At 69.1% G+C, this 21,902-nt stretch carries 17 protein-coding genes; 9 read left to right on the top strand and 8 right to left on the bottom strand.

Annotated elements, in window-relative coordinates:
- Window positions 1-43: 43 nt before the first annotated feature.
- A complete protein-coding gene (locus tag HNQ52_RS00975; RefSeq protein WP_343059131.1) occupies window positions 44-775 on the top strand; it encodes an N-acetylmuramoyl-L-alanine amidase in 732 nt (243 codons plus the stop codon).
- Between the two features lie 35 nt (window positions 776-810).
- On the opposite strand, the gene asd is transcribed toward HNQ52_RS00975, so the two are convergent.
- Together asd and HNQ52_RS00965 are read right to left on the bottom strand one after the other, a co-directional pair.
- Window positions 811-1,671 (bottom strand): archaetidylserine decarboxylase, encoded by an 861-nt coding sequence (asd, locus tag HNQ52_RS00970; protein WP_183958895.1) that lies wholly within the window; start codon window positions 1,669-1,671, stop codon window positions 811-813.
- On the bottom strand, window positions 1,671-2,333 hold the full coding sequence (locus HNQ52_RS00965) for an SCO family protein (protein ID WP_183958893.1): 663 nt from the start codon (window positions 2,331-2,333) through the stop codon (window positions 1,671-1,673). Before HNQ52_RS00965 ends, asd begins: the two co-directional genes overlap by 1 nt.
- A gap of 101 nt (window positions 2,334-2,434) precedes the next feature.
- Here HNQ52_RS00965 and prmB point away from each other — a divergent pair, with 101 nt between their 5' ends.
- From prmB to trpA, 8 genes are all read left to right on the top strand, one after another.
- Window positions 2,435-3,355, top strand: coding sequence for a 50S ribosomal protein L3 N(5)-glutamine methyltransferase (gene prmB / locus HNQ52_RS00960; protein WP_183958891.1), 921 nt, complete (start codon window positions 2,435-2,437; stop codon window positions 3,353-3,355).
- Between the two features lie 272 nt (window positions 3,356-3,627).
- Entirely contained in the window at window positions 3,628-4,728 is a 1,101-nt protein-coding gene (gene aroC / locus HNQ52_RS00955; protein ID WP_183958889.1) for a chorismate synthase, read from the top strand.
- A 67-nt stretch (window positions 4,729-4,795) separates the two neighbouring features.
- A complete protein-coding gene (locus tag HNQ52_RS00950; protein WP_183958887.1) occupies window positions 4,796-5,815 on the top strand; it encodes an aspartate-semialdehyde dehydrogenase in 1,020 nt (339 codons plus the stop codon).
- A 103-nt stretch (window positions 5,816-5,918) separates the two neighbouring features.
- The gene (locus HNQ52_RS17340; RefSeq protein WP_183958885.1) at window positions 5,919-8,261 is read left to right on the top strand and encodes a FimV/HubP family polar landmark protein; all 2,343 of its coding nucleotides are present in this window, start codon (window positions 5,919-5,921) and stop codon (window positions 8,259-8,261) included.
- Between the two features lie 86 nt (window positions 8,262-8,347).
- Window positions 8,348-9,115 carry a tRNA pseudouridine(38-40) synthase TruA gene (gene truA, locus HNQ52_RS00940; protein ID WP_183958883.1) on the top strand — a complete coding sequence of 256 codons (768 nt, stop codon included), beginning with the start codon at window positions 8,348-8,350 and terminating at the stop codon, window positions 9,113-9,115.
- The gene (locus tag HNQ52_RS00935) at window positions 9,112-9,762 is read left to right on the top strand and encodes a phosphoribosylanthranilate isomerase (RefSeq protein ID WP_343059129.1); all 651 of its coding nucleotides are present in this window, start codon (window positions 9,112-9,114) and stop codon (window positions 9,760-9,762) included. The genes truA and HNQ52_RS00935 overlap by 4 nt, the downstream gene beginning before the upstream one ends.
- A gap of 174 nt (window positions 9,763-9,936) precedes the next feature.
- Window positions 9,937-11,151, top strand: coding sequence for a tryptophan synthase subunit beta (gene trpB, locus HNQ52_RS00930; RefSeq protein ID WP_183958881.1), 1,215 nt, complete (start codon window positions 9,937-9,939; stop codon window positions 11,149-11,151).
- 40 nt (window positions 11,152-11,191) lie between these two features.
- Window positions 11,192-12,007, top strand: coding sequence for a tryptophan synthase subunit alpha (gene trpA / locus HNQ52_RS00925; protein WP_183958879.1), 816 nt, complete (start codon window positions 11,192-11,194; stop codon window positions 12,005-12,007).
- A 60-nt stretch (window positions 12,008-12,067) separates the two neighbouring features.
- On the opposite strand, the gene lpdA is transcribed toward trpA, so the two are convergent.
- The 6 genes from lpdA to purB all read right to left on the bottom strand — a co-directional run bounded on the left by lpdA (window position 12,068) and on the right by purB (window position 21,900).
- Window positions 12,068-13,492, bottom strand: coding sequence for a dihydrolipoyl dehydrogenase (lpdA, locus tag HNQ52_RS00920; RefSeq protein WP_183958877.1), 1,425 nt, complete (start codon window positions 13,490-13,492; stop codon window positions 12,068-12,070).
- A gap of 260 nt (window positions 13,493-13,752) precedes the next feature.
- The gene (gene sucB / locus HNQ52_RS00915) at window positions 13,753-14,958 is read right to left on the bottom strand and encodes a dihydrolipoyllysine-residue succinyltransferase (RefSeq protein WP_183958876.1); all 1,206 of its coding nucleotides are present in this window, start codon (window positions 14,956-14,958) and stop codon (window positions 13,753-13,755) included.
- Window positions 14,959-15,018: 60 nt separating this feature from the next.
- Entirely contained in the window at window positions 15,019-17,862 is a 2,844-nt protein-coding gene (locus HNQ52_RS00910; RefSeq protein WP_183958874.1) for a 2-oxoglutarate dehydrogenase E1 component, read from the bottom strand.
- Between the two features lie 472 nt (window positions 17,863-18,334).
- Window positions 18,335-19,291: a GNAT family N-acetyltransferase gene (locus HNQ52_RS00905; protein ID WP_183958872.1), complete on the bottom strand. Its 957-nt coding sequence runs from the start codon at window positions 19,289-19,291 to the stop codon at window positions 18,335-18,337.
- Window positions 19,288-20,472, bottom strand: coding sequence for a cupin domain-containing protein (locus tag HNQ52_RS00900; RefSeq protein WP_183958870.1), 1,185 nt, complete (start codon window positions 20,470-20,472; stop codon window positions 19,288-19,290). Before HNQ52_RS00900 ends, HNQ52_RS00905 begins: the two co-directional genes overlap by 4 nt.
- Window positions 20,473-20,535: 63 nt before the next feature.
- Window positions 20,536-21,900, bottom strand: a complete 1,365-nt coding sequence (gene purB, locus HNQ52_RS00895; protein WP_183958868.1) for an adenylosuccinate lyase — start codon at window positions 21,898-21,900, stop codon at window positions 20,536-20,538.
- Window positions 21,901-21,902 lie beyond the last annotated feature (2 nt).

The following is a 21,902-nucleotide window of genomic DNA, read 5'->3' as shown; positions in this document are numbered from 1 at the left end:
GTCCGGCGTTCGCCACCCGCGTAACACGGCTTTCGTGCGGGCGATGCTGCTCGTCGCGCTGGTCTGCATCGGCGGCTGCGCAACCGCGCCGATGCGCAATCCGCTTGCCGCCTGGGTGCCGTCGTCCAATCACGATGCACGTCGGCCGGTGCTCGTCGTGCTGCATGCCACGGAGCAGTCGGGCGTTGCCGAAAGCCTCGGCACGCTGCGCACGCGCAACAGCGGCGGTCGCGTCAGTGCGCATTACCTGATCGGGCGCGACGGCGCGCGCTACCAGCTGGTGGCCGACGGCGAGCGTGCGTGGCATGCCGGCGCCGGTCGCTGGGGGACGATCACCGACGTGAATTCCGCGTCGATCGGCATCGAGCTCGACAACGACGGCGTCGCGCCGTTTCCCGAGGCGCAGATCGCGTCGCTGCTCGTGCTGCTGGAGGACCTGACGTCGCGCCTGGGCATCCCGCGTACCCAGGTCATCGCCCACGCGGACATGGCGCCGGCACGCAAGCGCGACCCCGGCCGGCTGTTCCCGTGGCAACGGCTCGCGGAGGCCGGGTTCGGTCGCTGGCCGTCGTCCGTGGACGCCCCCGTGCCGGACGGTTTCGATGCCTGGCTCGCGCTGGCCTGGCTCGGCTATCCGCTCGACGATCCCGGCGCCGCGGCGCGTGCCTTTCGACGCCATTACCGCGGCATCGACACCATCCACGACACCCTCGATCCGGACGACGCGGTCATCCTGCACGCGCTGCTGCGCGATGCCCGGGCCGCTCCGCGCTGAGCCCCGGCGGTCGCCGCACGACACGGGCGGCGGCGTCAGCTCCGTGCTGCCGCGCCGACCGTGGTGCCCAGCCGCTGCCCCACCTTCACCGACTGCTCCGGCCCGAGTGCCGGGTCGAGCTCCACCGCGCCGTGCGGCCACAGCACCACCACGGTCGAGCCGTAGTTGAAACGCGCCATCTCGGCGAAGCGCGCAAGTTCGATGCCCTTGCCGCGCCAGTCCTTGCGCACCGGGCGCGAGGCGTACTTCGGAATCTCGATGCCGCTCCACACCGTTTCCACGCCCGACACCAGCATCGCGCCGACCATCACCACCGCCATCGGACCGATGTCCGTGTCGAAATGGCAGACCAGGCGCTCGTTGCGCGCGAACAGGCGCGGGATGCCGCGCACGGCCCACGGCGCCACGCTGAACAGGCGGCCGGGGATGTGCAGGGTTTCGCGCAGCGTGCCGGCCCACGGCATGTGCACCCGGTGGTAGTCGCGCGGCGCAAGGTAGATGTTGGCGAAATTGCCGCCTTCGAATGCCGCGGCGGCGGATGCGTCGCCGAGCAGTTCGGCCGCGGTGAACGACTGGCCCTTGGCTTGCAGGATGCGGCCGTCCTCGATCCGGCCGAGCTGGCTGATGCGCCCGTCCGACGGCATCACCTGCGCGCGCGGGTCGGGATCGGCGATGCGCGCGCCGGGCTTCAGCGCACGGGTGAAGAAGGCATTGAAGCTCGGATGCGAAAATGCGTCCGGGTTCTCGGCCTCGTCCATGTTCACGTCGAAGCGCTTGAGGATCTGCCCGATGAAGGCGTTTTTCCACGGCGCCCAGCGCCAGTGCGCGGCGAAGTACGCCAGCCGCGACAGCAGCCGGTGCGGCGCGACGTACTGCAGGAAGACGCCCGGCGACATCAGCGCGACACCAGCGTGCGCAGGTCCGCGGCGATCTTCGCGGCGTCCAGCGGCGGGCGGATCAGGCCGGCGATGCGCGCCTGCGGATCGAGCACGGCGATCGTCGCGCTGTGGTCGATGGTGTAGTCGCCGTCGGCGAGCGGCGTCTTCATGTAGAGCATGCCGAGGCCGTTGGCGAAGGCGTCGAGCTGCGCCTTGCTGCCCGTGCCGGCGAGCGCGTCCGGGCTGAAGTGGCGGGCGTAGGCACCGATCTGCGCGGGTTCGTCGCGCTCGTAATCCACCGAGACGAACAGCACGCGCGGTTGCCTGTCGGCGGGGATGTCGGCGAGCTGCTTCTGTGCCTGGCCGAGCGTCGCGAGCGTGGTGGGGCAGATGTCCGGGCAGTGCAGGAAGCCCAGGAACACCAGCGTCCAGCGTCCCTGCAGCTGCGCGGCCGTGAGCGGCTGGCCGTCCGAGCCCTGCAGCGTGAAGGGCGGCAGCGGACGCGGCGCGCCGTACAGCACCGTGGTGGCGAGCGCCGGCTGCGCGGCGAGACCGCCGAACCAGCGCTGTCCGGCCCACAGGCCGAGGCCGGCGGCGACGGCGACGACGATGACGGCGAGGATCGGCAGGCGCCCGGTGCGGCGCGGCGGAGAAGGGGAGGCGGCAGGTGTGTCGGTCATCGCCCGATTATAACTTCTGCGGCGTGCCGTCCCCTGCGAAGGCATGCCGTGCATTCGACACGGCCGCTATACTCCCGCCGCTGTTCCCTGCGAATGTCCCCATGCCCGCCGAACTCCTGACGATCGTCGACCTGATCCGCTACGGCGCGAGCCGCTTCGGCGCATCCCGGCTCACCTTCGGCCACAATTACGACAACGCGCTCGACGAAGCCACGCAGCTCACCCTGCACGCGCTGCACCTGCCGCACGACCTGAGCCCGGTGTACGGCACGGCGCGGGTTACCGGCGAGGAAAAGGCGAAGGTGCTGGCCTTGTTCGAACGCCGGATCGACGAACGCATCCCGGCTGCCTATCTCACCGGCGAGGCCTGGTTCGCCGGCCTGCCGTTCATCACCGACCCGCGCGCGCTGGTGCCGCGCTCGCCGATCGCCGAACTGATCGAAAGCGGCTTCGAGCCGTGGCTGGCCGGGCGCCCCGTCGAGCGTGTGCTCGACCTGTGCACGGGGTCGGGCTGCATCGCCATCGCGACGGCCGTGCATCAGCCGGACTGGCAGGTGGATGGCGTCGATCTCAGCCGCGATGCGCTGGATCTGGCGCAACTCAATCTCGAGCGGTTCGAGGTGGGCGATCGCGTGCGCCTGCTGCAGTCCGATCTGTTCGCGGCGCTGGCGGGCGAGAAATACGATCTCATCGTCAGCAATCCGCCCTACGTGACGCACGCCGAAGTCGACGCGCTGCCGCCCGAGTACGAGCACGAACCCGCGCTTGGCCTGCGTGCCGGCGACGATGGCCTCGACCTTGCGCTGCGCATCCTGCGCGACGCACCGGCGCATCTGAACGACGGTGGACTGTTGATCTGCGAGGTGGGCGAGAGCGAGCGGGCGCTGGTGGCGCTGCTGCCGGAGATCCCGTTTTTCTGGGTGGAGTTCAAGGTCGGGCAGATGGGCGTGTTCGTGATCGAGGGCGAAGATCTGATCGCGCATCACGACACGATCAAGGCGTTGGCCGATGCGCGTGGTTGAACGCACCGCGCGCCGCGGCATCCCGACCTCGCGCCCCTCTCCCCGTGGGAGAGGGGTTGGGGAGAGGGTCCGGGATGCCTCGATGGCTACGCTTGGCGTGATCGCGTTCGAAGCCATTGCCTGCCGTCGCATGGCCGTTTCATTTGCGCCTGGCTGGCGAAAGCGTTTGTCGCAATCTTCGGCATCGACGACCGCCGAACCCTCTCCCCAACCCCTCTCCCACGGGGAGAGGGGCTTCCAGGCGACCGCATCCCGCGGGGCGATGCACTGACATGGCATCGAACACCTTCGGCACGCTGTTCGCCGTCACCACGTTCGGCGAATCCCACGGTCCGGCGATCGGTTGCGTGATCGACGGCTGCCCGCCCGGCATCGACATCCACGAAGACGACTTCCGCGCCGATCTCGATCGCCGCGCCACCGGCAAGAGCCGCCACACCTCGCAGCGTCACGAGGAGGACGCGATCGAAATCCTCAGCGGCGTGTTCGAAGGCAAAACCACCGGCACGCCGATCGCGCTGCTGGTGCGCAACACCGACCAGCGCAGCCGCGACTACGCGAAAATCGCAGAGCAGTTCCGCCCGGCGCACGCGGACTACACCTACTGGAAGAAATACGGCATCCGCGATCCGCGCGGCGGCGGTCGCAGTTCCGCGCGCGAAACCACGATGCGCGTCGCCGCGGCCGTGATCGCGAAGAAGTGGCTGGCGCAGCGCGGCATCGTCGTGCGCGGGCACCTGTCGCAGCTCGGCGAACATGTGCCGGCGGCGTTCGACTGGGGCGCGGTGGAAGACAACCCGTTTTTCTGGCCGGACGCGGCGATGGTGCCGACGCTCGAAACCTACATGGACGCGCTGCGCAAGTCCGGCGATTCGGTTGGCGCGCGCGTGCGCGTGGTGGCGCACAACGTGCCGGCGGGGTGGGGCGAGCCGATCTACGGCAAGCTCGACGGCGATCTCGCCGCCGCGTTGATGAGCATCAATGCGGTGAAGGGCGTGGAGATCGGCGACGGCTTCGCCGCCGCCGGCCAGCGCGGCACCGAGCACCGCGACGAGATGACGCCGCAGGGCTTCCTGAGCAACCATGCCGGCGGCATCCTCGGCGGCATTTCCACCGGCCAGGACCTCGTCTGTTCGATCGCGCTCAAACCCACGTCGAGCCTGCGCCTGCCCGGTCGCAGCGTGGACGTGCACGGCAACGCCATCGAGGTGGTCACCACCGGCCGCCACGATCCCTGCGTCGGCATCCGCGCCACGCCGATCGCCGAGGCGATGGTCGCGCTGGTGCTGATCGACCACGCGCTGCGCCACCGCGCGCAGTGCGGCGACGTGGGCGAGGTGGTGCCGACGATCCCGTCCGCCGTTTCGACCTGATTCGGCCTCTTCCTCGACACCGCGCGGCGGCATGCTGCGCGTTCCCACACGGCACACAGGCACGCACATGACATCGAGCACCAGGACCTACACCGTCGCCATCGTCGGCGCCACCGGCGCCGTGGGCGAAGCCATGCTCGCCATTCTCGAGGAACGCGACTTTCCCGTCGGCAAGCTCGTCGCGCTTGCCTCCGAGCGGTCCGCCGGCGAGGACATCACCTTCCGCAAGCGCGCGATCACGGTGCAGGACCTGGCCACCTTCGATCCGGCCGGCGTCGACATCGCGCTGTTTTCGGCCGGCGGCTCGGTCTCGCTCGAATACGCGCCGAAGTTCGCCGCGGCCGGCGCCATCGTCATCGACAACAGCTCGGCGTTCCGCTACGACGCCGACATTCCGCTGGTGGTGTCGGAGGTGAACCCCGAGCAGGTGCACCGGCGACCGCGCGGCATCATCGCCAATCCCAACTGTTCGACGATGCAGATGCTCGTGGCGCTCGCGCCGATCCACCGCGAGGCCGGCATCGAACGCATCAACGTCGCCACGTACCAGTCGGTGTCCGGTGCCGGTCGCTCGGGCATGGACGAACTCGGTCGGCAGACCGCCGCGCTGCTCAACTTCGCGCAGCTCGAACCGGCGAAGTTCGCCGTGCAGATCGCCTTCAACCTCATTCCGCAGATCGACGACTTCCAGGACAACGGCTACACGAAGGAAGAGATGAAGCTCGTCTGGGAAACGCGCAAGATCCTCGGCGACGACAGCATCCAGGTGAACCCGACCGCGGTGCGCGTGCCGGTGTTCTACGGCCACTCCGAAGCGGTGCATCTGGAAACGCGCCGGCCCATCACGGCCGAACGCGTGCGCGAACTGCTCGAAGCGGCGCCGGGGGTGGAGGTGGTGGACGAGCGCGTGCCCGGCGGCTACCCGACGCCGGTGACGCACGCCTCGGGCACGGACCCGGTGTACGTGGGCCGCATCCGGCAGGACATTTCCCATCCGCGCGGCATCGATCTTTGGATCGTTTCGGACAACATCCGCAAGGGCGCGGCGCTCAATGCAGTGCAAATCGCCGAACTATTGGTTAAATAGCTGCGCTACTCTATAGTTAGCGTCGCGTTGTCATGTCGATTCTAGCTTCCAGGGGGAGGCGGCGCGCCTGAGACATCCAATGGAATTCTGGGGGAAGTGATCGATGAACAAACGTCTCCGACTCCCGCTGGCGTTGGCGCTGGCGCTGGGAAGTGCGCAGGCGCTCGGGCTGGGCCTGGGTCAGATCGAGGTGAAATCCGGTCTGAATCAACCGCTTGAAGCGGAAATTCCCGTCGTCGGCAGTGCCGGCGAAACCGAAGCCCTGCAGGTCCGGCTGGCGTCGCCCGATGCGTTCGCGCGGGTCGGGCTGGACCGTCCGGCCACGCTCGCGGCCAACCTCGAATTCGACGTGGCCACCGATCCGCGCGGCCGCACCGTCATCCGCGTCAGCACCCCAAGCGACATCGTCGAGCCGTTCCTGACCTTCCTGCTGGAAGTGGACTGGGGCCGCGGACGCATGCTGCGCGAATACACCGTGCTGCTCGATTCGCCGACGATGGCGCCGATCCAGGGCGCACCCGCCGCCACCTCGCCGGTCGTCGACAGCGAACCGCAGAGGGCCGAGGCGCTGCCGCCGCCGTCGATGCCCGAGCCCGTGCCCGCACCGCGCGACACCGCCGCGCCGCCGCCGGCCAGCGCCCCGAGCGCGGCGCCGAGCGCCCCCGCGTACGCCAGCGACAGTTACGGCCCGGTGGCCGCGGGCGAAACCTTGTGGTCGATCGCGTCGCGCACGCGGCCGGACAGCGAGATCAGCGTCAACCAGATGATGGTGGCGTTGCTGCGCGCCAATCCCGATGCCTTCATCGGCAACAACATCAACCGCCTGCGCAGCGGCGCCGTGCTGCGCATTCCCGGGCGCGAGGACGCGGTGGCCATCGCCGCCGCGGAAGCCGCCGCGCAGGTGCGCGACCAGACCCAGAGCTGGCGCGATTCCGTGCAGCCTGCACCGCAGCCGGCCACCGACGACTCCTACACCGGTCTGGTGGAACCGGACGCGACCCGCTCGACATCCGCGCCCGATTCGCGCCTCGAGCTCACTCCGCCGTCGAACGAGGCCGGCACCGCCAGCGCCACGCAGTCCGGCGCCAGCGCGGGGGGCGAGGGGCGCGAACTGCGCGCCGATCTTGCCCGCAGCCGCGAGGAAGTGGGCACGCTCACGCAGGAGAACGTCGAGCTCAAGTCGCGTGTCAGCGAACTGGAGAAGATGCAGGGTGACAGCAGCCGCCTGATCGAGCTCAAGAACAGCGAACTGGCGGCCGCGCAGCGGCGCCTGGCCGAGCTCGAAGCGCGTGCCGCCGCGGCCGAAGGCGTTGCGACGATCCCGAGCGACACGGCCGTCGCCGCCAGCGATCCGGCCGCGAGCGTGCTGCCGGCAGACGAACCCGTCGCCACGGCAGGCACCGATGCGCTCGATGCCGCGGCCGATCCCGCCGCATCGACCGACCCGGCCGCCAGCGACGCCATGCCGTCCGACAGCGCCTCGGCCGACGCGGTGACGCCGCCGATGAGTTTCGAAACCCCGTCCGACGCCGCCGCGACCGGCGACGGCGCAACGCCCGCAACCGATGCGCCCGCTGCGGTGGCGACGACCCCGGCCGCGGCCACGCCCGCGACCCCGGTGCCCGATGCCATGCCCCCGCGCCCGGAACCGGCACCGTGGTACACCAACTGGTGGATCCTCGGCGGCGGTGCGCTGGCGCTGATCGGGCTGATCGCGCTGCTGGCCGGACGCCGCCGCGCGGCCGCCTCGCCCGGCGCCGGGCGCTACGACAGCGATGCGCTGGCCGCCAGCGTGGCCGCCGCGCAGGCGGGTGCGGCGCCGGCGGTCGCCGACGACGTCGACGATCGCGAAGGCGACCTGATCGAAGCCATCTCGCGCGATCCGACCGATCTGCAGCGCCATCTCGACCTCGTGCGCCACTACTACGACACCGGCGACGCCGCCGGCTTCGAGAGCGCGGCCGAGGCGATGTATTCGCGCGTCTACGATCCCGAGGACGATGCCTGGCAGGAAGTGGTGGCGCTGGGGCAGGAAATCGCGCCCGAACATCCGCTGTTCGTCACCACGGCGGCAGTGGCGGTTGAGCCGGACGTGCCGGCGCCGCCGCCGGCGTCGGTCTCGGCGGAACGCGAGATCGTCTGGGACATGCCGCCCGCGGCACAGGACACCGACGCCACGCAGCCGATGCCGCTCGCGCCAGCCGAGCCGGCGCCGGCACCGCTCGACGACTTCACCTACGACAGCCCGGCCGACACCTACCCCGCGGATCTGGGCGATGCCGACGACAGCGGATCCGACGCGGCGGCCACCAAGCTGGAGCTGGCCCGCGCGTATCTGGACATGGGCGATGTGGAAGGCGCGCGCGGCATGCTCGAGGAAGTGCTTAACGAGGGCAACGCCGCGCAGCGCAACGACGCCCGCCGGCTGCTCGACGAAATCCGCTAAGCTGCGGGCCGCACCGAAGGGCCGGAAGCGCGCTTCCGGCCCTTTTTCTTTGCGCGGCCGCGCCGCGTCCGGACACGATTCCCCGCATGCGCTACGCCCTCGGCATCGAATACGACGGCACCGATTTCCTCGGCTGGCAACGCCTTGGCGACGGTCCGAGCGTGCAGGCCGCGCTCGAAACCGCGTTGTCCTACGTGGCAGACCACCCCGTGGCCGTCACCTGCGCCGGCCGCACCGACAGTGGCGTGCACGGGCGCGGGCAGGTGGTGCATTTCGACAGCGATGCCGACCGCACCCCGCGGGCCTGGCTGATGGGGTCGAACGCGCGCCTGCCCGACAGCGTGGCGACGCTCTGGGCGCAGCCGGTGTCCGACGAATTCCACGCGCGCTTTGCCGCGCGTGCGCGGCGCTATCGCTACAGGCTGCTCAACCGGCGCGTGCGGCCGGCGCTGGATGCACGCTACGTGGCCTGGGAGCGTCGCCCGCTCGATGCCGACGCGATGCACCGCGCCGCGCAGGCGCTCGTGGGCGAGCACGATTTCAGCGCCTTCCGCGCGATCCAGTGCCAGGCCAAGCATGCACGGCGCCACCTGCAACGCATCGCGGTCACACGTATCGACGACGAGGTGGTGGTGGAAGTGCAGGCCAATGCATTCCTGCACCACATGGTGCGCAACATCGTCGGCAGCCTGATGCTGATCGGGCGCGGCGAGCAACCCGAGGACTGGATGGCCACCCTGCTGGCCGGCCGCGACCGCACCGTGGCCGGGCCGACCGCACCGTCCGCCGGCCTGCTGTTCCTCGGTCCGCTGTATCCGGCGCAGTGGCAGCTGCCTGCGGAGGTGACGCTGTGACGACGGCATTGCGGACCCGCATCAAGTTCTGCGGCATGACACGTGCCGAGGATGTTGCGGCGGCCGTGGCGCTCGGCGTCGACGCCATCGGCCTGATCCTCGTGCCGGGCAGTCCGCGCGCGCTGTCGCTGTCGCAGGCCGTGGCGCTGCGCGCCTCGCTGCCGCCGTTCGTCGCCAGCGTCGCGCTGTCGCTCGATGCCGATCCCGCGGATGCGCAGCGCAGCGCCGCCACGCTGCGCCCGACGTTCTGGCAGTTCCACGGCAGCGAAGCGCCCGAAGATTGCGACCGCATCGGCCTGCCGTATCTCAAGGCCGTGCCGATGGCGCAACCCGAGGACGCCGCGGCGTTCGCTGCGCGGTATCGCTCGGCCAGCGGCTTCGTGCTCGACAGCCACGTCGCGGGCGGGCAGGGCGGCAGCGGCCGGCGCTTCGACTGGAGCCGGATTCCGGCCGACCTCGGCCGCCCGCTCGTGCTCGCCGGCGGTCTGACCCCGGACAACGTGTTCGATGCGGTGTGCGCCGTGCGGCCGTATGCGGTGGATGTGTCCAGCGGCATCGAATCGGCGCCGGGCGTGAAGGACGGCGACAGAATGCGCGCCTTCGTCGCGCAGGTGCAGCGAGCGGACGCCATCCTCCGGTCGGCCTGACGCAGTCCGATCGTCACGATCTTCGCCGCAGCGCATACGCCCGGCGCTGCGCTTCCGTATCATGCACTGCTGCTGCGCAACATCACGGTTGCGGTGGACGACCCGCGGCAATGCAGCGCGCCTCGAACAGGCAGCAGGAATATTCCGCAACCAGTTGTTTCGAATGGAATAAAGATGAACGCCCAGATCGCCGACTACTTCCAGTATCCCGACGCCCGCGGCCACTTCGGCCCCTATGGCGGCACCTTCGTCGGCGAAACACTGATGCAGCCGCTGCAGGAGCTGGCCGAGGCCTACAGCCGCTACCGCGTCGACCCGGAGTTTCTCGCCGAACTCGATGCCGACCTCAAGCACTACGTCGGCCGCCCGAGCCCGATCTACCACACGACGCATCTGTCGAAGAAGGTCGGCGGCGCGCAGATCCTGCTGAAGCGCGAAGACCTGAACCACACCGGCGCGCACAAGATCAACAACACCATCGGCCAGGCGATGCTCGCCCAGCGCATGGGCAAGACCCGCATCATCGCCGAGACCGGCGCCGGCCAGCACGGCGTCGCGAGCGCCACCGTGGCCGCACGCCTCGGGCTCGAATGCGTGGTGTACATGGGCGCGACCGACATCGAGCGGCAGGCGATCAATGTCTACCGCATGAAACTGCTCGGCGCGACCGTGGTGCCGGTGACGTCCGGCTCGCAGACGCTCAAGGACGCGCTCAACGAAGCGATGCGCGACTGGGTGACCAATGTGCGCGACACGTTCTACATCATCGGCACGGTCGCCGGCCCGCATCCGTACCCGACCCTGGTACGCGACTTCAACGCCGTGGTCGGGCGCGAGGCGCGCGCCCAGATGCTGGAGCAGTACGGGCGCCTGCCGCACGCGATCACCGCCTGCGTGGGCGGGGGATCGAACGCGATCGGGCTGTTCCATGCCTTCCTCAACGATGCCGAGGTGCGCATCGTCGGCGCGGAGGCGGCGGGCGAGGGCATCGCCAGCGGACGCCATGCGGCGTCGATCTCGGCCGGCCGCCCCGGCGTGCTGCACGGCAACCGCACGTATCTGCTGTGCGACGACGATGGCCAGATCATCGAGACCCATTCGGTGTCCGCCGGCCTCGACTATCCCGGCGTCGGCCCGGAGCACGCCTTCCTCAGCGACAGCGGCCGCGCCCAGTACGTGGGCATCACCGACGACGAAGCGCTGGAGGCGTTCCACCTGCTCGCGCGCACCGAGGGCATCCTCGCGGCGCTCGAGTCCTCGCATGCGGTGGCGCAGGCGATCAAGCTCGCGCGCGAGCTGCCGAAGGACCAGCTGATTCTCTGCAACCTGTCCGGCCGCGGCGACAAGGATGTGCACACCATCGCCCGGCGCGAAGGCATCACGCTCTGATCGTCCCGGTGACGCCGCATCCCACTTTTCGGCAGCCTCAATGAACCGCATCGACACCCGCTTCGCCCAGTGCAAGGCCGCCGGCCGGACCGCGCTGATCCCGTTCTTCACCGCCGGTGACCCGTCGATCGAGGCCACCGTACCGGTGATGCACGCCCTCGTCGCTGCCGGAGCCGACGTGCTCGAGCTCGGTGTGCCGTTTTCCGACCCGATGGCCGACGGTCCCGCGATCCAGCAGTCGAGCGAGCGCGCGCTGGCGCGCAAGGTCGGCGCCACGCGCGTGCTCGATTTCGTGCGCGAATTCCGCCGCACCGATGCCGACACGCCGGTGGTGCTGATGGGTTACCTCAATCCGGTCGAGATCTACGGTGTGGAGCGTTACGCGCGCGATGCGAAGGACGCCGGCGTCGACGGCCTGCTGCTCGTCGACTGCCCGCCGGAGGAAGCGGACACGGTGCGCGATGCGCTCGCGCAGCACGGTCTGCACCGCATCAGCCTGGCCGCGCCCACCAGCGGCCCGGCGCGGCTCGACGCGATGCTGGCCGGCACGCGCGGCTATCTGTATTACGTGTCGTTTGCCGGCGTCACCGGCGCGGCGCGCATCGAGATGGCGGACGTGGCCGCAAAGATTGCGCAGCTGCGCGCGCGCACCACGTTGCCGATCGCGGTCGGCTTCGGCGTGCGCGATGCGGCGTCGGCCGTGGCGATCGCAGCGGTGGCGGATGCGGTCGTGATCGGCAGTGCGCTGGTACTGGCGCTGCATGCATCCGATGGCGTCGACGGCGCGGTGGCCGCGGCGACGGACTTCCTCGCACCGATCCGCGCTGCGCTGGACACGGCTTCGCGCACCGGCTGATCGGCGGCGTGCCGGCGGGCGGCACCGCGCACGGTGGCCGACCCGCGCAGCAGGGCGCGATCAGTTCGGCTTGTGGATCGCCCGCTTCGACACCGCCATCGCCGCGTCGTGGATCGATTCGGACAGCGTCGGATGCGCGTGGCAGATGCGTGCGAGGTCGTCGGCCGAACCCTTGAACTCCATCGTCAGCACGCCCTCGTGCACCAGCTCGGAGACGCCGACGCCGACGAGATGCAGGCCAAGCACCGTGTCCGTCTCCGCATGCGCGATCAGCTTCACGAAGCCCGCCGGTTCCGCCATCGCCACGGCGCGGCCCAGCGCCGCAAACGGGAACGTGCCGACCTTGTACGGCGTGCCGTCGGCTTTCAACTGCGCTTCGGTCTTGCCGACCCAGGCGATTTCCGGCTCGGTGTAGATCACCCACGGGATCGTGTCGAAGTTCACGTGGCCGGGCAGGCCGGCGATCAGTTCCGCCACCGCGATGCCTTCCTCGAAGCCCTTGTGCGCCAGCATCGGGCCGCGCACGCAGTCGCCGATGGCCCAGATGCCTTCGACGCCGGTGAAGCAGTGGTCGTCCACTTCCACGAGGCCGCGATCGGTGAGTTTCACGCCGGTGCCGTCGGCGAGCAGGTTCTTCGTCGCGGCGCGGCGGCCGACGGCCACCAGCAGCTTGTCGACGACGAGCGACTTCTCGCCTTCGGCATCGGCGTAGGTGAGGTGCACTTCGTTCTTCTTGACCTCGGCCTTCGACACCTTGGCGCCGAGCTTGATTTCGAGGCCCTGCTTCTTGAATTCCTTGAGCGCGGTCTTTGCGACATCGGCATCGGCCGCGGCGAGGAAGTCCGGCAGCGCTTCGAGAATGGTGACCTCGGCGCCGAGGCGCTTCCACACGCTGCCGAGCTCCAGGCCGATGACGCCGGCGCCGATCACGCCGAGGCGCTTGGGGACCTCGGTGAAGTCGAGCGCGCCGACGTTGTCGACGATGGTCTTGCCGTCGAACTTCGCGAACGGTAGTTCGATCGAATCCGACCCCGCGGCGATGACGATGTGCTTGCCGGCCAGTTCGATCTCGGCGCCGTCGTGCTGCTTCACCTTGACGACCTTGCCCGGCTGCAGCTGCGCGAAGCCGTAGTACGGCGTTACCTTCGCGGCCTTGAACAGCTGCACGATGCCGCCGGTGAACTGTTTGACGATCTTGTCCTTGCGGCCGACCATCGTGCCGACGTCGATCTTCGCGTCCGACGTGGTGATGCCGTGTTCGCCGAACAGATGCTGGAGGTTCCAGTACTGGCGCGAGGAGTCCAGCAGCGCCTTGGACGGGATGCAGCCGACGCGCAGGCAGGTGCCGCCGAGGGCGGGCTTGCCGTCCTTGCCGAGCGCGGCGTCGATGCAGGCGGTCTTGAGGCCGAGCTGCGCGGCGCGGATGGCGGCGTGATACCCGGCGGGGCCGGCTCCGATGACGACGACGTCGAATTGTTCGGCCATGACTTGATCCTTGGCTTTAGCCCTTCTCCCGCCGGGAGAAGGTGGCGCGCAGCGCCGGATGAGGGTTCGGGCGGAGCGGGAGGCGGAGACTTGCGATGCCCTTGATGGACGTATGGGCTGGCTTGTTCCGGGGGAAGGCGGGGTAGTGCGACTTGCTGGAACTGGGCGAGTCAGGGACGTTTTCGGGTTACCGGACCCTCACCCCAACCCCTCTCCCGGTGGGAGAGGGGCCAATGCGCGTGGGCGGGGCGGGCGTCGCGTCAGATCCCCAGCAACATCCGATGCGGATTTTCCAGCTGGTTCTTGATGTCCACCAGGAAGAGCACCGCGTCCTTGCCGTCGATGATGCGGTGATCGTAGCTGAGCGCGATGTACATCATCGGCGCCACGACCACCTGGCCGTTCTCCGCGATCGGACGCTCCTTGATCGCATGCATGCCGAGGATCGCCGACTGCGGCGGGTTCACGATCGGCGTGCTCATGAGCGAACCGAAGGTGCCGCCGTTGGTGATCGTGAAGGTGCCGCCCTGCAGGTCTTCGAGCTTGAGGCCGCCTTCGCGTGCGGCCTTCGCGTAACCGGCGATGGCGTGCTCGACGTCGGCGAAGCTCATGTTCTCGACGTTGCGCAGCACCGGCGTCACCAGGCCCTTGTCGGTCGACACCGCGATCGAGATGTCGGCGTAGCCGTGATAGATGATGTCGTTGCCGTCGACCGATGCGTTGACGATCGGATGGCGCTTGAGCGCTTCCGCCGCCGCCTTGGCGAAGAAGCTCATGAAACCGAGCTTGATGCCGTTCTGCTTCTCGAACGCCTCCTGCAGCTCCTTGCGCATCGCCATCACCTTGCCGAGGTTCACCTCGTTGAACGAGGTCAGCATGGCGATGGAATTCTTCGACTGCATCAGGCGCTCGGCAATGCGGGTGCGGATGCGCGTCATCGGGACGCGTTCTTCCGGACGCGCACCGCCGGCCATGCCGCCGGACTTCATGTGGTTGACGAGGTCTTCCTTGGTCACCGCACCGCGGCGGCCGGTGCCGGCCACGTCGGCGGGGTTGATGTTGTTGGTTTCGGCGGTGAAGCGCGCACCCGGCGGCAGCGACGAGGTGTCGGCCTTGGCCGCAGGCGCGGCTTTCGCGGGTGCCGCCGCGGCCGGCTTCGCGGCCTCGGGCTTCGGTGCATCGGCCTTGGCCGCTGCAGGTTCGGCCTTCGCGGGCGTGGCAGCCGCCGCACCTTCCTCGATGATCGCGATGACCTGCTCGCTGTTGACTGTCGCGCCGACGTCGAAGCGGATTTCCTTCAGCACGCCGTCGACCGTCGACGGCACTTCGAGCACCACCTTGTCGGTCTCGAGGTCGACGAGGTTCTCGTCGCGTTTCACCGCGTCGCCGGCCTTCTTGTGCCAGGTGGCAATGGTCGCGTCGGAAACCGATTCCGGCAGGACCGGGACTTTGACTTCGATGGCCATGGATGCGTCCTTGGTGCGTTCTTGTTGTCTGGGTGCGATGTCCGGCGGCGGCGCGAGCCGTCATTCCGCCACGTGGTCGCCGTTGAGCTTCGCCACCAGCGCATCCTCGACCAGCTTGGCCTGTTCGGCGTTGTGCTGGGCGAGATGGCCGGCGGCCGGCGTCGGCGAACGCGAACGGCCGGTGTAGCTGAGTTTCTGCTTGCCCTGCAGGCAGAAGCGCAGGTGGTGCTGGATCTGGTACCAGGCGCCCTGGTTCATCGGCTCTTCCTGGCACCAGACGAGATCCGTGGCCTTCGGGAAGCGCTTGATCTCGGCGATGAGCGCCTCGCGCGGGAACGGGTAGAGCTGCTCGACGCGCACGAGGGCCACGTCCTTCACCTCGCGCTTCTGCGCGTCTTCGAGCAGGTCGTAGTACACCTTGCCCGAACACGCGACGATGCGCTTCACCTTGGCCGGGTCGGCGGCGAAACTGTCCGGAATCAGGCGCTGGAACTCGCCCTGCGCCAGCTCGTCCAGGGTCGACACCGCGAGCTTGTGGCGCAGCAGCGATTTCGGAGTCATCACGATCAGCGGCTTGCGCGTCGGGCGCTTCATCTGGCGGCGGATCATGTGGAAGGCCTGCGCCGGCGTGGTCGGCACGCAGACCTGCATGTTGTCGAGCGCGCACAGCTGCAGGAAGCGTTCGAGGCGCGCGGAACTGTGCTCCGGGCCCTGGCCTTCGTAACCGTGCGGCAGGAACAGCGAGAGCCCGCACATGCGCGCCCACTTCGATTCGCCCGAGCTCAGGAACTGGTCGATGACCACCTGCGCGCCGTTCGCGAAATCGCCGAACTGCGCTTCCCAGATGCCGAGGGTCAGCGGATCGGACGTGTTGTAGCCGTATTCGAACGCCATCACCGCTTCCTCGCTGAGCAGCGAATCGATGATGGTGACGTGTTCCGGATTCTGCGCAAGCTGCGCCAGCGGCACGTAGGTCTTGCCGGTGTTCTGGTCGTGCAGCACCGCGTGGCGGTGGAAGAAGGTGCCGCGGCCCGAATCCTGCCCGACCAGGCGCAGGCGGTAGCCTTCCTTCAGCAGGGTCGCGTAGGCGAGGTTCTCGGCGAAGCCCCAGTCGCCGGCGAGCTCGCCGGCGGCCATCTTGCGGCGGTCGTCGTAGATCTTGGCCACGCGCGGATGCAGCTTGATGTCGTCCGGCACGGTGGTGATCCGCGTCGCCAGCGCGTCGAGATCCTTGCGCAGCACGCCGGTCTCGGCCGGGCTCGCGAGCGTGCCCTTGAGGAACGGCGACCAGTCGATGGTCACCATGCTCTTGTCGGCGGGGGCCAGCTCGGTGGTGAGCTCGCCCTTGTCCAGGCGCGCACGCAGGCTGTTGGCCAGATGCTGCGCTTCCTCCGCGTCGATCACGCCGGCCTTCTGAAGACGCTCGGCATACAGCTCGCGCGTGGTCTTGCGGCTGCGGATGTTCTGGTACATCAGCGGCTGGGTCGCGGCCGGCTCGTCGGCCTCGTTGTGACCGTGGCGGCGGTAGCAGACCAGGTCGATGACCACGTCGCGCTTGAATTCGCGGCGGTAGTCGAACGCGAGCTGCGCGACGAAGGCGACGGCTTCCGGATCGTCGCCGTTGACGTGGAAGATCGGCGCGCCGACCACTTTCGCCACGTCGGTGCAGTACAGCGTGGAACGCGCATCGTCCGGACGGCTGGTGGTGAAGCCGACCTGGTTGTTGATGACGATGTGCAGCGTGCCGCCGACCGCGAAGCCGCGTGCCTGCGACATCTGGAACAGCTCCATCACCACGCCCTGGCCGGCGAATGCCGCGTCGCCGTGGATCAGCACCGGCAGCGCGACCTCGCGCCTGGTGTCCTCGCGACGCACCTGGCGGGCGCGCACGGAGCCCGCGACCACCGGATCGACGATCTCAAGATGCGACGGATTGAAGGCGAGCGCGAGGTGCACCGGGCCGTTCGCGGTCATCACGTCCGAGCTGTACCCCATGTGGTACTTCACGTCGCCGGCGTGGTCGGGCGAATCGGGGTGATCGAAGATGCCCTGGAATTCGTCGAACAGCTTCTGCGGCGACTTGCCGAGCGTGTTCACCAGCACGTTGAGGCGACCGCGGTGCGCCATGCCGATGGCGATTTCCTTGACCCCCGCCTCGCCGGACTTCTCGACCACGACATCGAGCAGCGGAATGAGGCTGTCGCCGCCCTCGAGCGAGAAGCGCTTCTGACCCACGAATTTGGTGTGCAGATACCGTTCGAGGCCTTCGGCGGCGGTGAGACGTTCGAGGATGCGCTTCTGCCGCGTCGCGTCGAAGTCGAACTTGCCGCCGGCGGTTTCCAGGCGCTTGTAGATCCACTGGCGCTGGTTCACGTCGGTGATGTGCATGAACTCGGCGCCGATCGTGCTGCTGTAGGTCGCCTTGAGCGCGGCCAGCAGGTCGCGCAGTTTCATGCGTTCCGGGCCGAAGAGCGCGCCGGTGGCGAACTCGACGTCCAGGTCGGATTGCGCCAGTTCGTGGAAGGCCAAGTCCAGATCCGGCGCGTCCGGCTTGCGCACCATGCCGAGCGGATCCAGATCGGCGCCGAGATGACCGCGCGAGCGGTAGGCGGTGACGAGCTTGCGCACGCCGCCCTGGCTCTGGGCGTGGGCGTCGTCGACCGGGGCCCCGGCGGCGGACACCGCCAGGCGGCCGCCGAGCTGCGCGGCAAGCGCGATGCGTGCGATGGCGGCCGAGTGCGGCTGGTCGCCGGCCTCGCGGCCCTGGAAGCCGTCGAAATAGGTCCGCCACGCGGGGGTGACCGACGCGGGGTCGGCGAGATAATCCTCGTACAAGCCCTCGACATAGTCGGCATTGCTGCCCAGCTGCGAGGATTGACGGAACTGCTGGATCGAACTGCTCACGTGCGGCCCTTGCCCGAGCCGGCGTCGCCGGCGCCAAACGCTTGAGAACTGTGGGAAAACCCGCCGATGCTGCGGTGCCGCAGCGGGAGCCGCCAATTATAGCCCGCGTTCGGCGGGAAGCGGAACGGTGACGATGGTCGAAGCGTCAGGTGGACGACAGGGTCCGGGCGGGGTGAGCAGACCTCGCGACATCGCGCACGAGGACCGCAATCCCGCGCACGGCATCGCGTCGCCGCGCGTTCGCGATCTATGGCATCGCATCGCCGCGCGTTCCCGATCTGGCGTGCCTTCTCCCGCCGGGAGAAGGTGGCGGCAGCCGGATGAGGGACGCGCCCGGCACGCGGCCTCGAGGCAACCTGACAGGCGCGTCCCTCATCCGCCTCCGGCACTCCGGATCAGGTCCGCGGCAGGCTCTTCTCCCGAGGGGAGAAGGAACGGCAGGCGCAGGTCGGCGTCGAAGGACGCTGCGGCGTCAGAGTTGCACCGGCCGCAGCTCCGGACTCGGCGCCGCACGTTCCCACACCTGCTCGAAGTACTCGCGCAGCTGCCGCTGACGCCCCGGGCCGTGCAGATCCGCGGTGCCTTCGAAGCGCGTGCCGACCGGGCGGAACAGGTAACCGCCGCTGTCTTCGCAGGCAAAGGCACCGGCGTATTGCGTGTCCGGTTCCTCGCCGATGACGCGCATCTCGATGCGGCTCGGCAAGCGGTGGGCGAGGGCGATCAGCCCGTGGCCGTTGCGCACGGCCGTGGCCGGATCGTGCAGCAGCACGCGCACCAGCGCCTCGCGGTTCGACAGCGCGAAGGTCTTGATCGCCTGCAGCATGTCCGGGGTGGCGTAGAGCAGGGCGTCGAGATCGCGGGTGTAGAGCCACAGACGGCGGCGCGCCTGCGCGACCAGGCGCAGCGTGAGGTCGCGCGTCTGGTCGAGCGACTCCACATCGATCAGCTGCCCCTGCCGCCGGGGCGGAAGCCCGGGCGGCGGCGCGGGTGCGAGTGGCGCGAGCTCCAGGCGCATCGAGCGGTGGCGGATGCCGGCTTCGTCGTACTCGTCGCCGAAGGCCGCAAAGCCGAACTTCTCGTAAAAACCGATCGCGGAGACCTGGGCATGCAGCTCCACCTCTGCATGCCCCAGGCCGCGCGCCAGATCGATCAATGCCGTCAGCAGCGCGTCGCCGACGCCGCGCCCGCGCCAACCGCGCAGCACCGCCATGCGGCCGATCTTGCGCTCGGGCGTGAGGCGGCCGGTGCCGATGGGCGTGCCGTCCAGGTCGCGCGCGAGCACGTGGCGGCTGCGTGGATCGAGTTCGTCCCATTCGAGTTCGATCGGCACGTTCTGTTCGACCACGAACACCGGCTCGCGCACGGCACGCAGGGCCGCGAGATCCCGCTCGAAATCGGCAATCTCGACGAGGAAGTCGTTGCGGATCATCGGCGACTCCGTGGTCTGGTGGGCGCGAGGATGCCGCGTTCGACCAGGGTCTGCACGAGGCCGCGTGCCTCCTGCGGCAAGGCGGCGAGGGCGGCGGCATCGAGCGGGGCGCGGTCGGCGAGGCGCGCAGCCGTCGCGACGCTGCACGGCCAGGCGTCGCCGTTCGCGAACAGCGTCGCGCCCGTGCCGCTGCGCTGCCACGCGACGCGCGCGTACGGATGTGTGCGCAGCTGCGCGCCTTGCGCGAGCCGCTTGTCGAGGTCGGCGCGCGACGGCGGGCGCGGTGGCGCGGCGATCTCGCCGGCGCTGCGGTAGCGGGTGATGAAGCGGCCGAACCAGTCGCCGACTGCATCGCCCTGCGCCGCCAGCAGCGGTGCGAGTGCGTCGCGCACGCGGGCGAGGGCGGCGGCGTCGATCTCGCCGGCTGCCGTTGCCGGCAAGAGGTCGGGATCGGCGTAGCGCGACGACTCGGGCAGCGATTCCGCCAGATGTTCTGCCAGATCGACCAGCAATTCGCCCTGCGACGGCGCCCGCATCCCGATCGAAAAGGTCAGGCACGGATCGAGCGCCACGCCGTGGTGCGGCACACCGGGCGGCAGGTAGAGCATGTCGCCCGGTTCCAGGATCCAGTCGTGACTCGGCGTGAATTCGCGCAGCAGCTTGAGTTCGACGTCGTCGCGAAAGGCCGTGGGCGGAGCCGGAGACGCGTCGATCTGCCAGCGGCGGCGACCCAGACCCTGCAGCAGGAACACGTCGTAGTGGTCCACGTGCGCGCCGACCGAGCCGCCCGCTGCCGCAAAGCTCACCATGATGTCGTCGACGCGCCAGCGCGGCAGGAAATCGAATGCGGGCAAGAGCGCGGCGACATCGGCGTCCCACTTGTCGACGTCCTGCACCAGCAGGGTCCAGTCGCGGTCGCCGATGTCGGCGTAGGTGTCCTCGGCGAAGGGTCCGGTGGCGACATGCCACGTCTCGGCCACGGGATCGTGCCGGATCAGGCGCGACAGCGCGTTGTCTTCCAGCGACAGGCCGGCGAGGTCGTCCGGTGTCAGCGGCGCCGTGAAATGCGGGAACGCGTTGCGAATAAGTAGCGGCTGCTTTTGCCAGTAAAGCTCAAGAAAGAGCTCGGGAGGCATGCCAAGTGGCGGGTAGGTGCGTGCGTCGACAACCATGGTGTGCATGGCGGCGCCCCGGCCAACTTGCGCGTTCGCATCAACCTCAGTGGGCGGCGCTTGCGTCATCGTTTAAATGTCTTTCGCGAGAGTTTCGGCAAGGCCGATGTAGCTTGCAGGCGTCAGCACGCGCAGCCGCGCCTTGGCGTCGCCGGGCAGGTCGAGCGTTTCGACGAAGGCCTGCATCGATTCGCGCGTGATGCCCTGGCCGCGCGTCAGCGCCTTCAGCTGCTCGTACGGATTCGGCAGCCCGTGGCGGCGCATCACGGTCTGCACGGCTTCGGCGAGCACTTCCCAGCTCGCGTCGAGGTCGGCATCGAGCCGCTCCGGCGCCACCGTGAGCTTGCCCAGACCCTTCGCGAGCGAGTCCAGCGCCACCTGCGTGTGTCCGAACGCGGTGCCGAGCGCGCGCAGCACGGTGGAATCGGTGAGGTCGCGCTGCCAGCGGCTGATCGGCAACTTGGCGCTGAAATGTTCGAACAGCGCATTGGCGAGACCGAAGTTGCCTTCGGCGTTCTCGAAATCGATCGGATTGACCTTGTGCGGCATGGTCGACGAGCCGACTTCGCCGGCCTTGAGCTTCTGACGGAAGTAGCCGAGCGAGATGTAGCCCCAGACGTCGCGCGCAAGATCGATCAGGATGGTGTTGATGCGGCGCAACGCGTCGCCGATTTCGGCCACGCAGTCGTGCGGCTCGATCTGGGTGGTGTACGAATTGAACGCGAGGCCGAGGCCTTCGACGAACCGCTGCGCGAACGCGGGCCAGTCGACGTCGGGATACGCCACCACGTGGGCGTTGTAGTTGCCGACCGCGCCGTTGATCTTGCCCGACAGTTCCACCGCCGCGAGCTGGCGGCGCTGGCGTTCCAGGCGCGCGACGACGTTGGCCAGCTCCTTGCCGAGCGTGGTCGGCGAGGCGGTCTGCCCGTGCGTGCGCGAGAGCATCGGCTGCTCCGCGTTGGCATGGGCGAGCGAGCGCAGCGTGCCGATGACGCCGTCGAGTGCGGGCAGCAGCACGCCGTCGCGCGCGTCGCGCAGCATCAGTGCATAGGCCAGGTTGTTGATGTCTTCGGAGGTGCAGGCGAAGTGGACGAATTCCTTCGCGGCGCCAAGTTGCGGATCGTCGGCGATCGATTCCTTGATGAAGTATTCGATGGCCTTGACGTCGTGATTGGTCTCGCGCTCGATCGCCTTCACGCGCTCGCCGTCGTCGGGCGAGAACTCGCTCGCGACCATGTCGAGCCGGGCGCGGTCCGCATCGGACAGCGGCGCCACCTCGGCGATGCGCGGCTCGTCGGCCAGGGCCGCCAGCCAGCGGACTTCCACCAGCACCCGGCGCTGCATGAGGCCCAATTCGCTGAACACCGGGCGCAGGGCTTCGACCCTCGCGGCGTAGCGGCCGTCGAGCGGGGACAGGGCAAGCAGGGCGTGGCTCATCG

Origin of the sequence: Chiayiivirga flava, assembly GCF_014202825.1 — a bacterium.
Classification (GTDB): Bacteria; Pseudomonadota; Gammaproteobacteria; order Xanthomonadales; family Xanthomonadaceae; genus Chiayiivirga; species Chiayiivirga flava.
This window is presented reverse-complemented; position numbering and strand designations above follow the sequence as displayed.

Bases quoted from the DNA above. Each gene is read 5' to 3' on its own strand.
- purB (WP_183958868.1), bottom strand. From the start codon at position 21,900: ATGAGCCACGCCCTGCTTGCCCTGTCCCCGCTCGACGGCCGCTACGCC.
- lpdA (WP_183958877.1), bottom strand. From the start codon at position 13,492: ATGGCCGAACAATTCGACGTCGTCGTCATCGGAGCCGGCCCCGCCGGG.
- sucB (WP_183958876.1), bottom strand. From the start codon at position 14,958: ATGGCCATCGAAGTCAAAGTCCCGGTCCTGCCGGAATCGGTTTCCGAC.
- HNQ52_RS00950 (WP_183958887.1), top strand. From the start codon at position 4,796: ATGACATCGAGCACCAGGACCTACACCGTCGCCATCGTCGGCGCCACC.
- HNQ52_RS17340 (WP_183958885.1), top strand. From the start codon at position 5,919: ATGAACAAACGTCTCCGACTCCCGCTGGCGTTGGCGCTGGCGCTGGGA.
- trpB (WP_183958881.1), top strand. From the start codon at position 9,937: ATGAACGCCCAGATCGCCGACTACTTCCAGTATCCCGACGCCCGCGGC.
- truA (WP_183958883.1), top strand. From the start codon at position 8,348: ATGCGCTACGCCCTCGGCATCGAATACGACGGCACCGATTTCCTCGGC.
- HNQ52_RS00965 (WP_183958893.1), bottom strand. From the start codon at position 2,333: ATGACCGACACACCTGCCGCCTCCCCTTCTCCGCCGCGCCGCACCGGG.
- prmB (WP_183958891.1), top strand. From the start codon at position 2,435: ATGCCCGCCGAACTCCTGACGATCGTCGACCTGATCCGCTACGGCGCG.
- aroC (WP_183958889.1), top strand. From the start codon at position 3,628: ATGGCATCGAACACCTTCGGCACGCTGTTCGCCGTCACCACGTTCGGC.
- trpA (WP_183958879.1), top strand. From the start codon at position 11,192: ATGAACCGCATCGACACCCGCTTCGCCCAGTGCAAGGCCGCCGGCCGG.
- HNQ52_RS00975 (WP_343059131.1), top strand. From the start codon at position 44: ATGCTGCTCGTCGCGCTGGTCTGCATCGGCGGCTGCGCAACCGCGCCG.
- HNQ52_RS00905 (WP_183958872.1), bottom strand. From the start codon at position 19,291: ATGATCCGCAACGACTTCCTCGTCGAGATTGCCGATTTCGAGCGGGAT.
- HNQ52_RS00900 (WP_183958870.1), bottom strand. From the start codon at position 20,472: ATGCACACCATGGTTGTCGACGCACGCACCTACCCGCCACTTGGCATG.
- asd (WP_183958895.1), bottom strand. From the start codon at position 1,671: ATGTCGCCGGGCGTCTTCCTGCAGTACGTCGCGCCGCACCGGCTGCTG.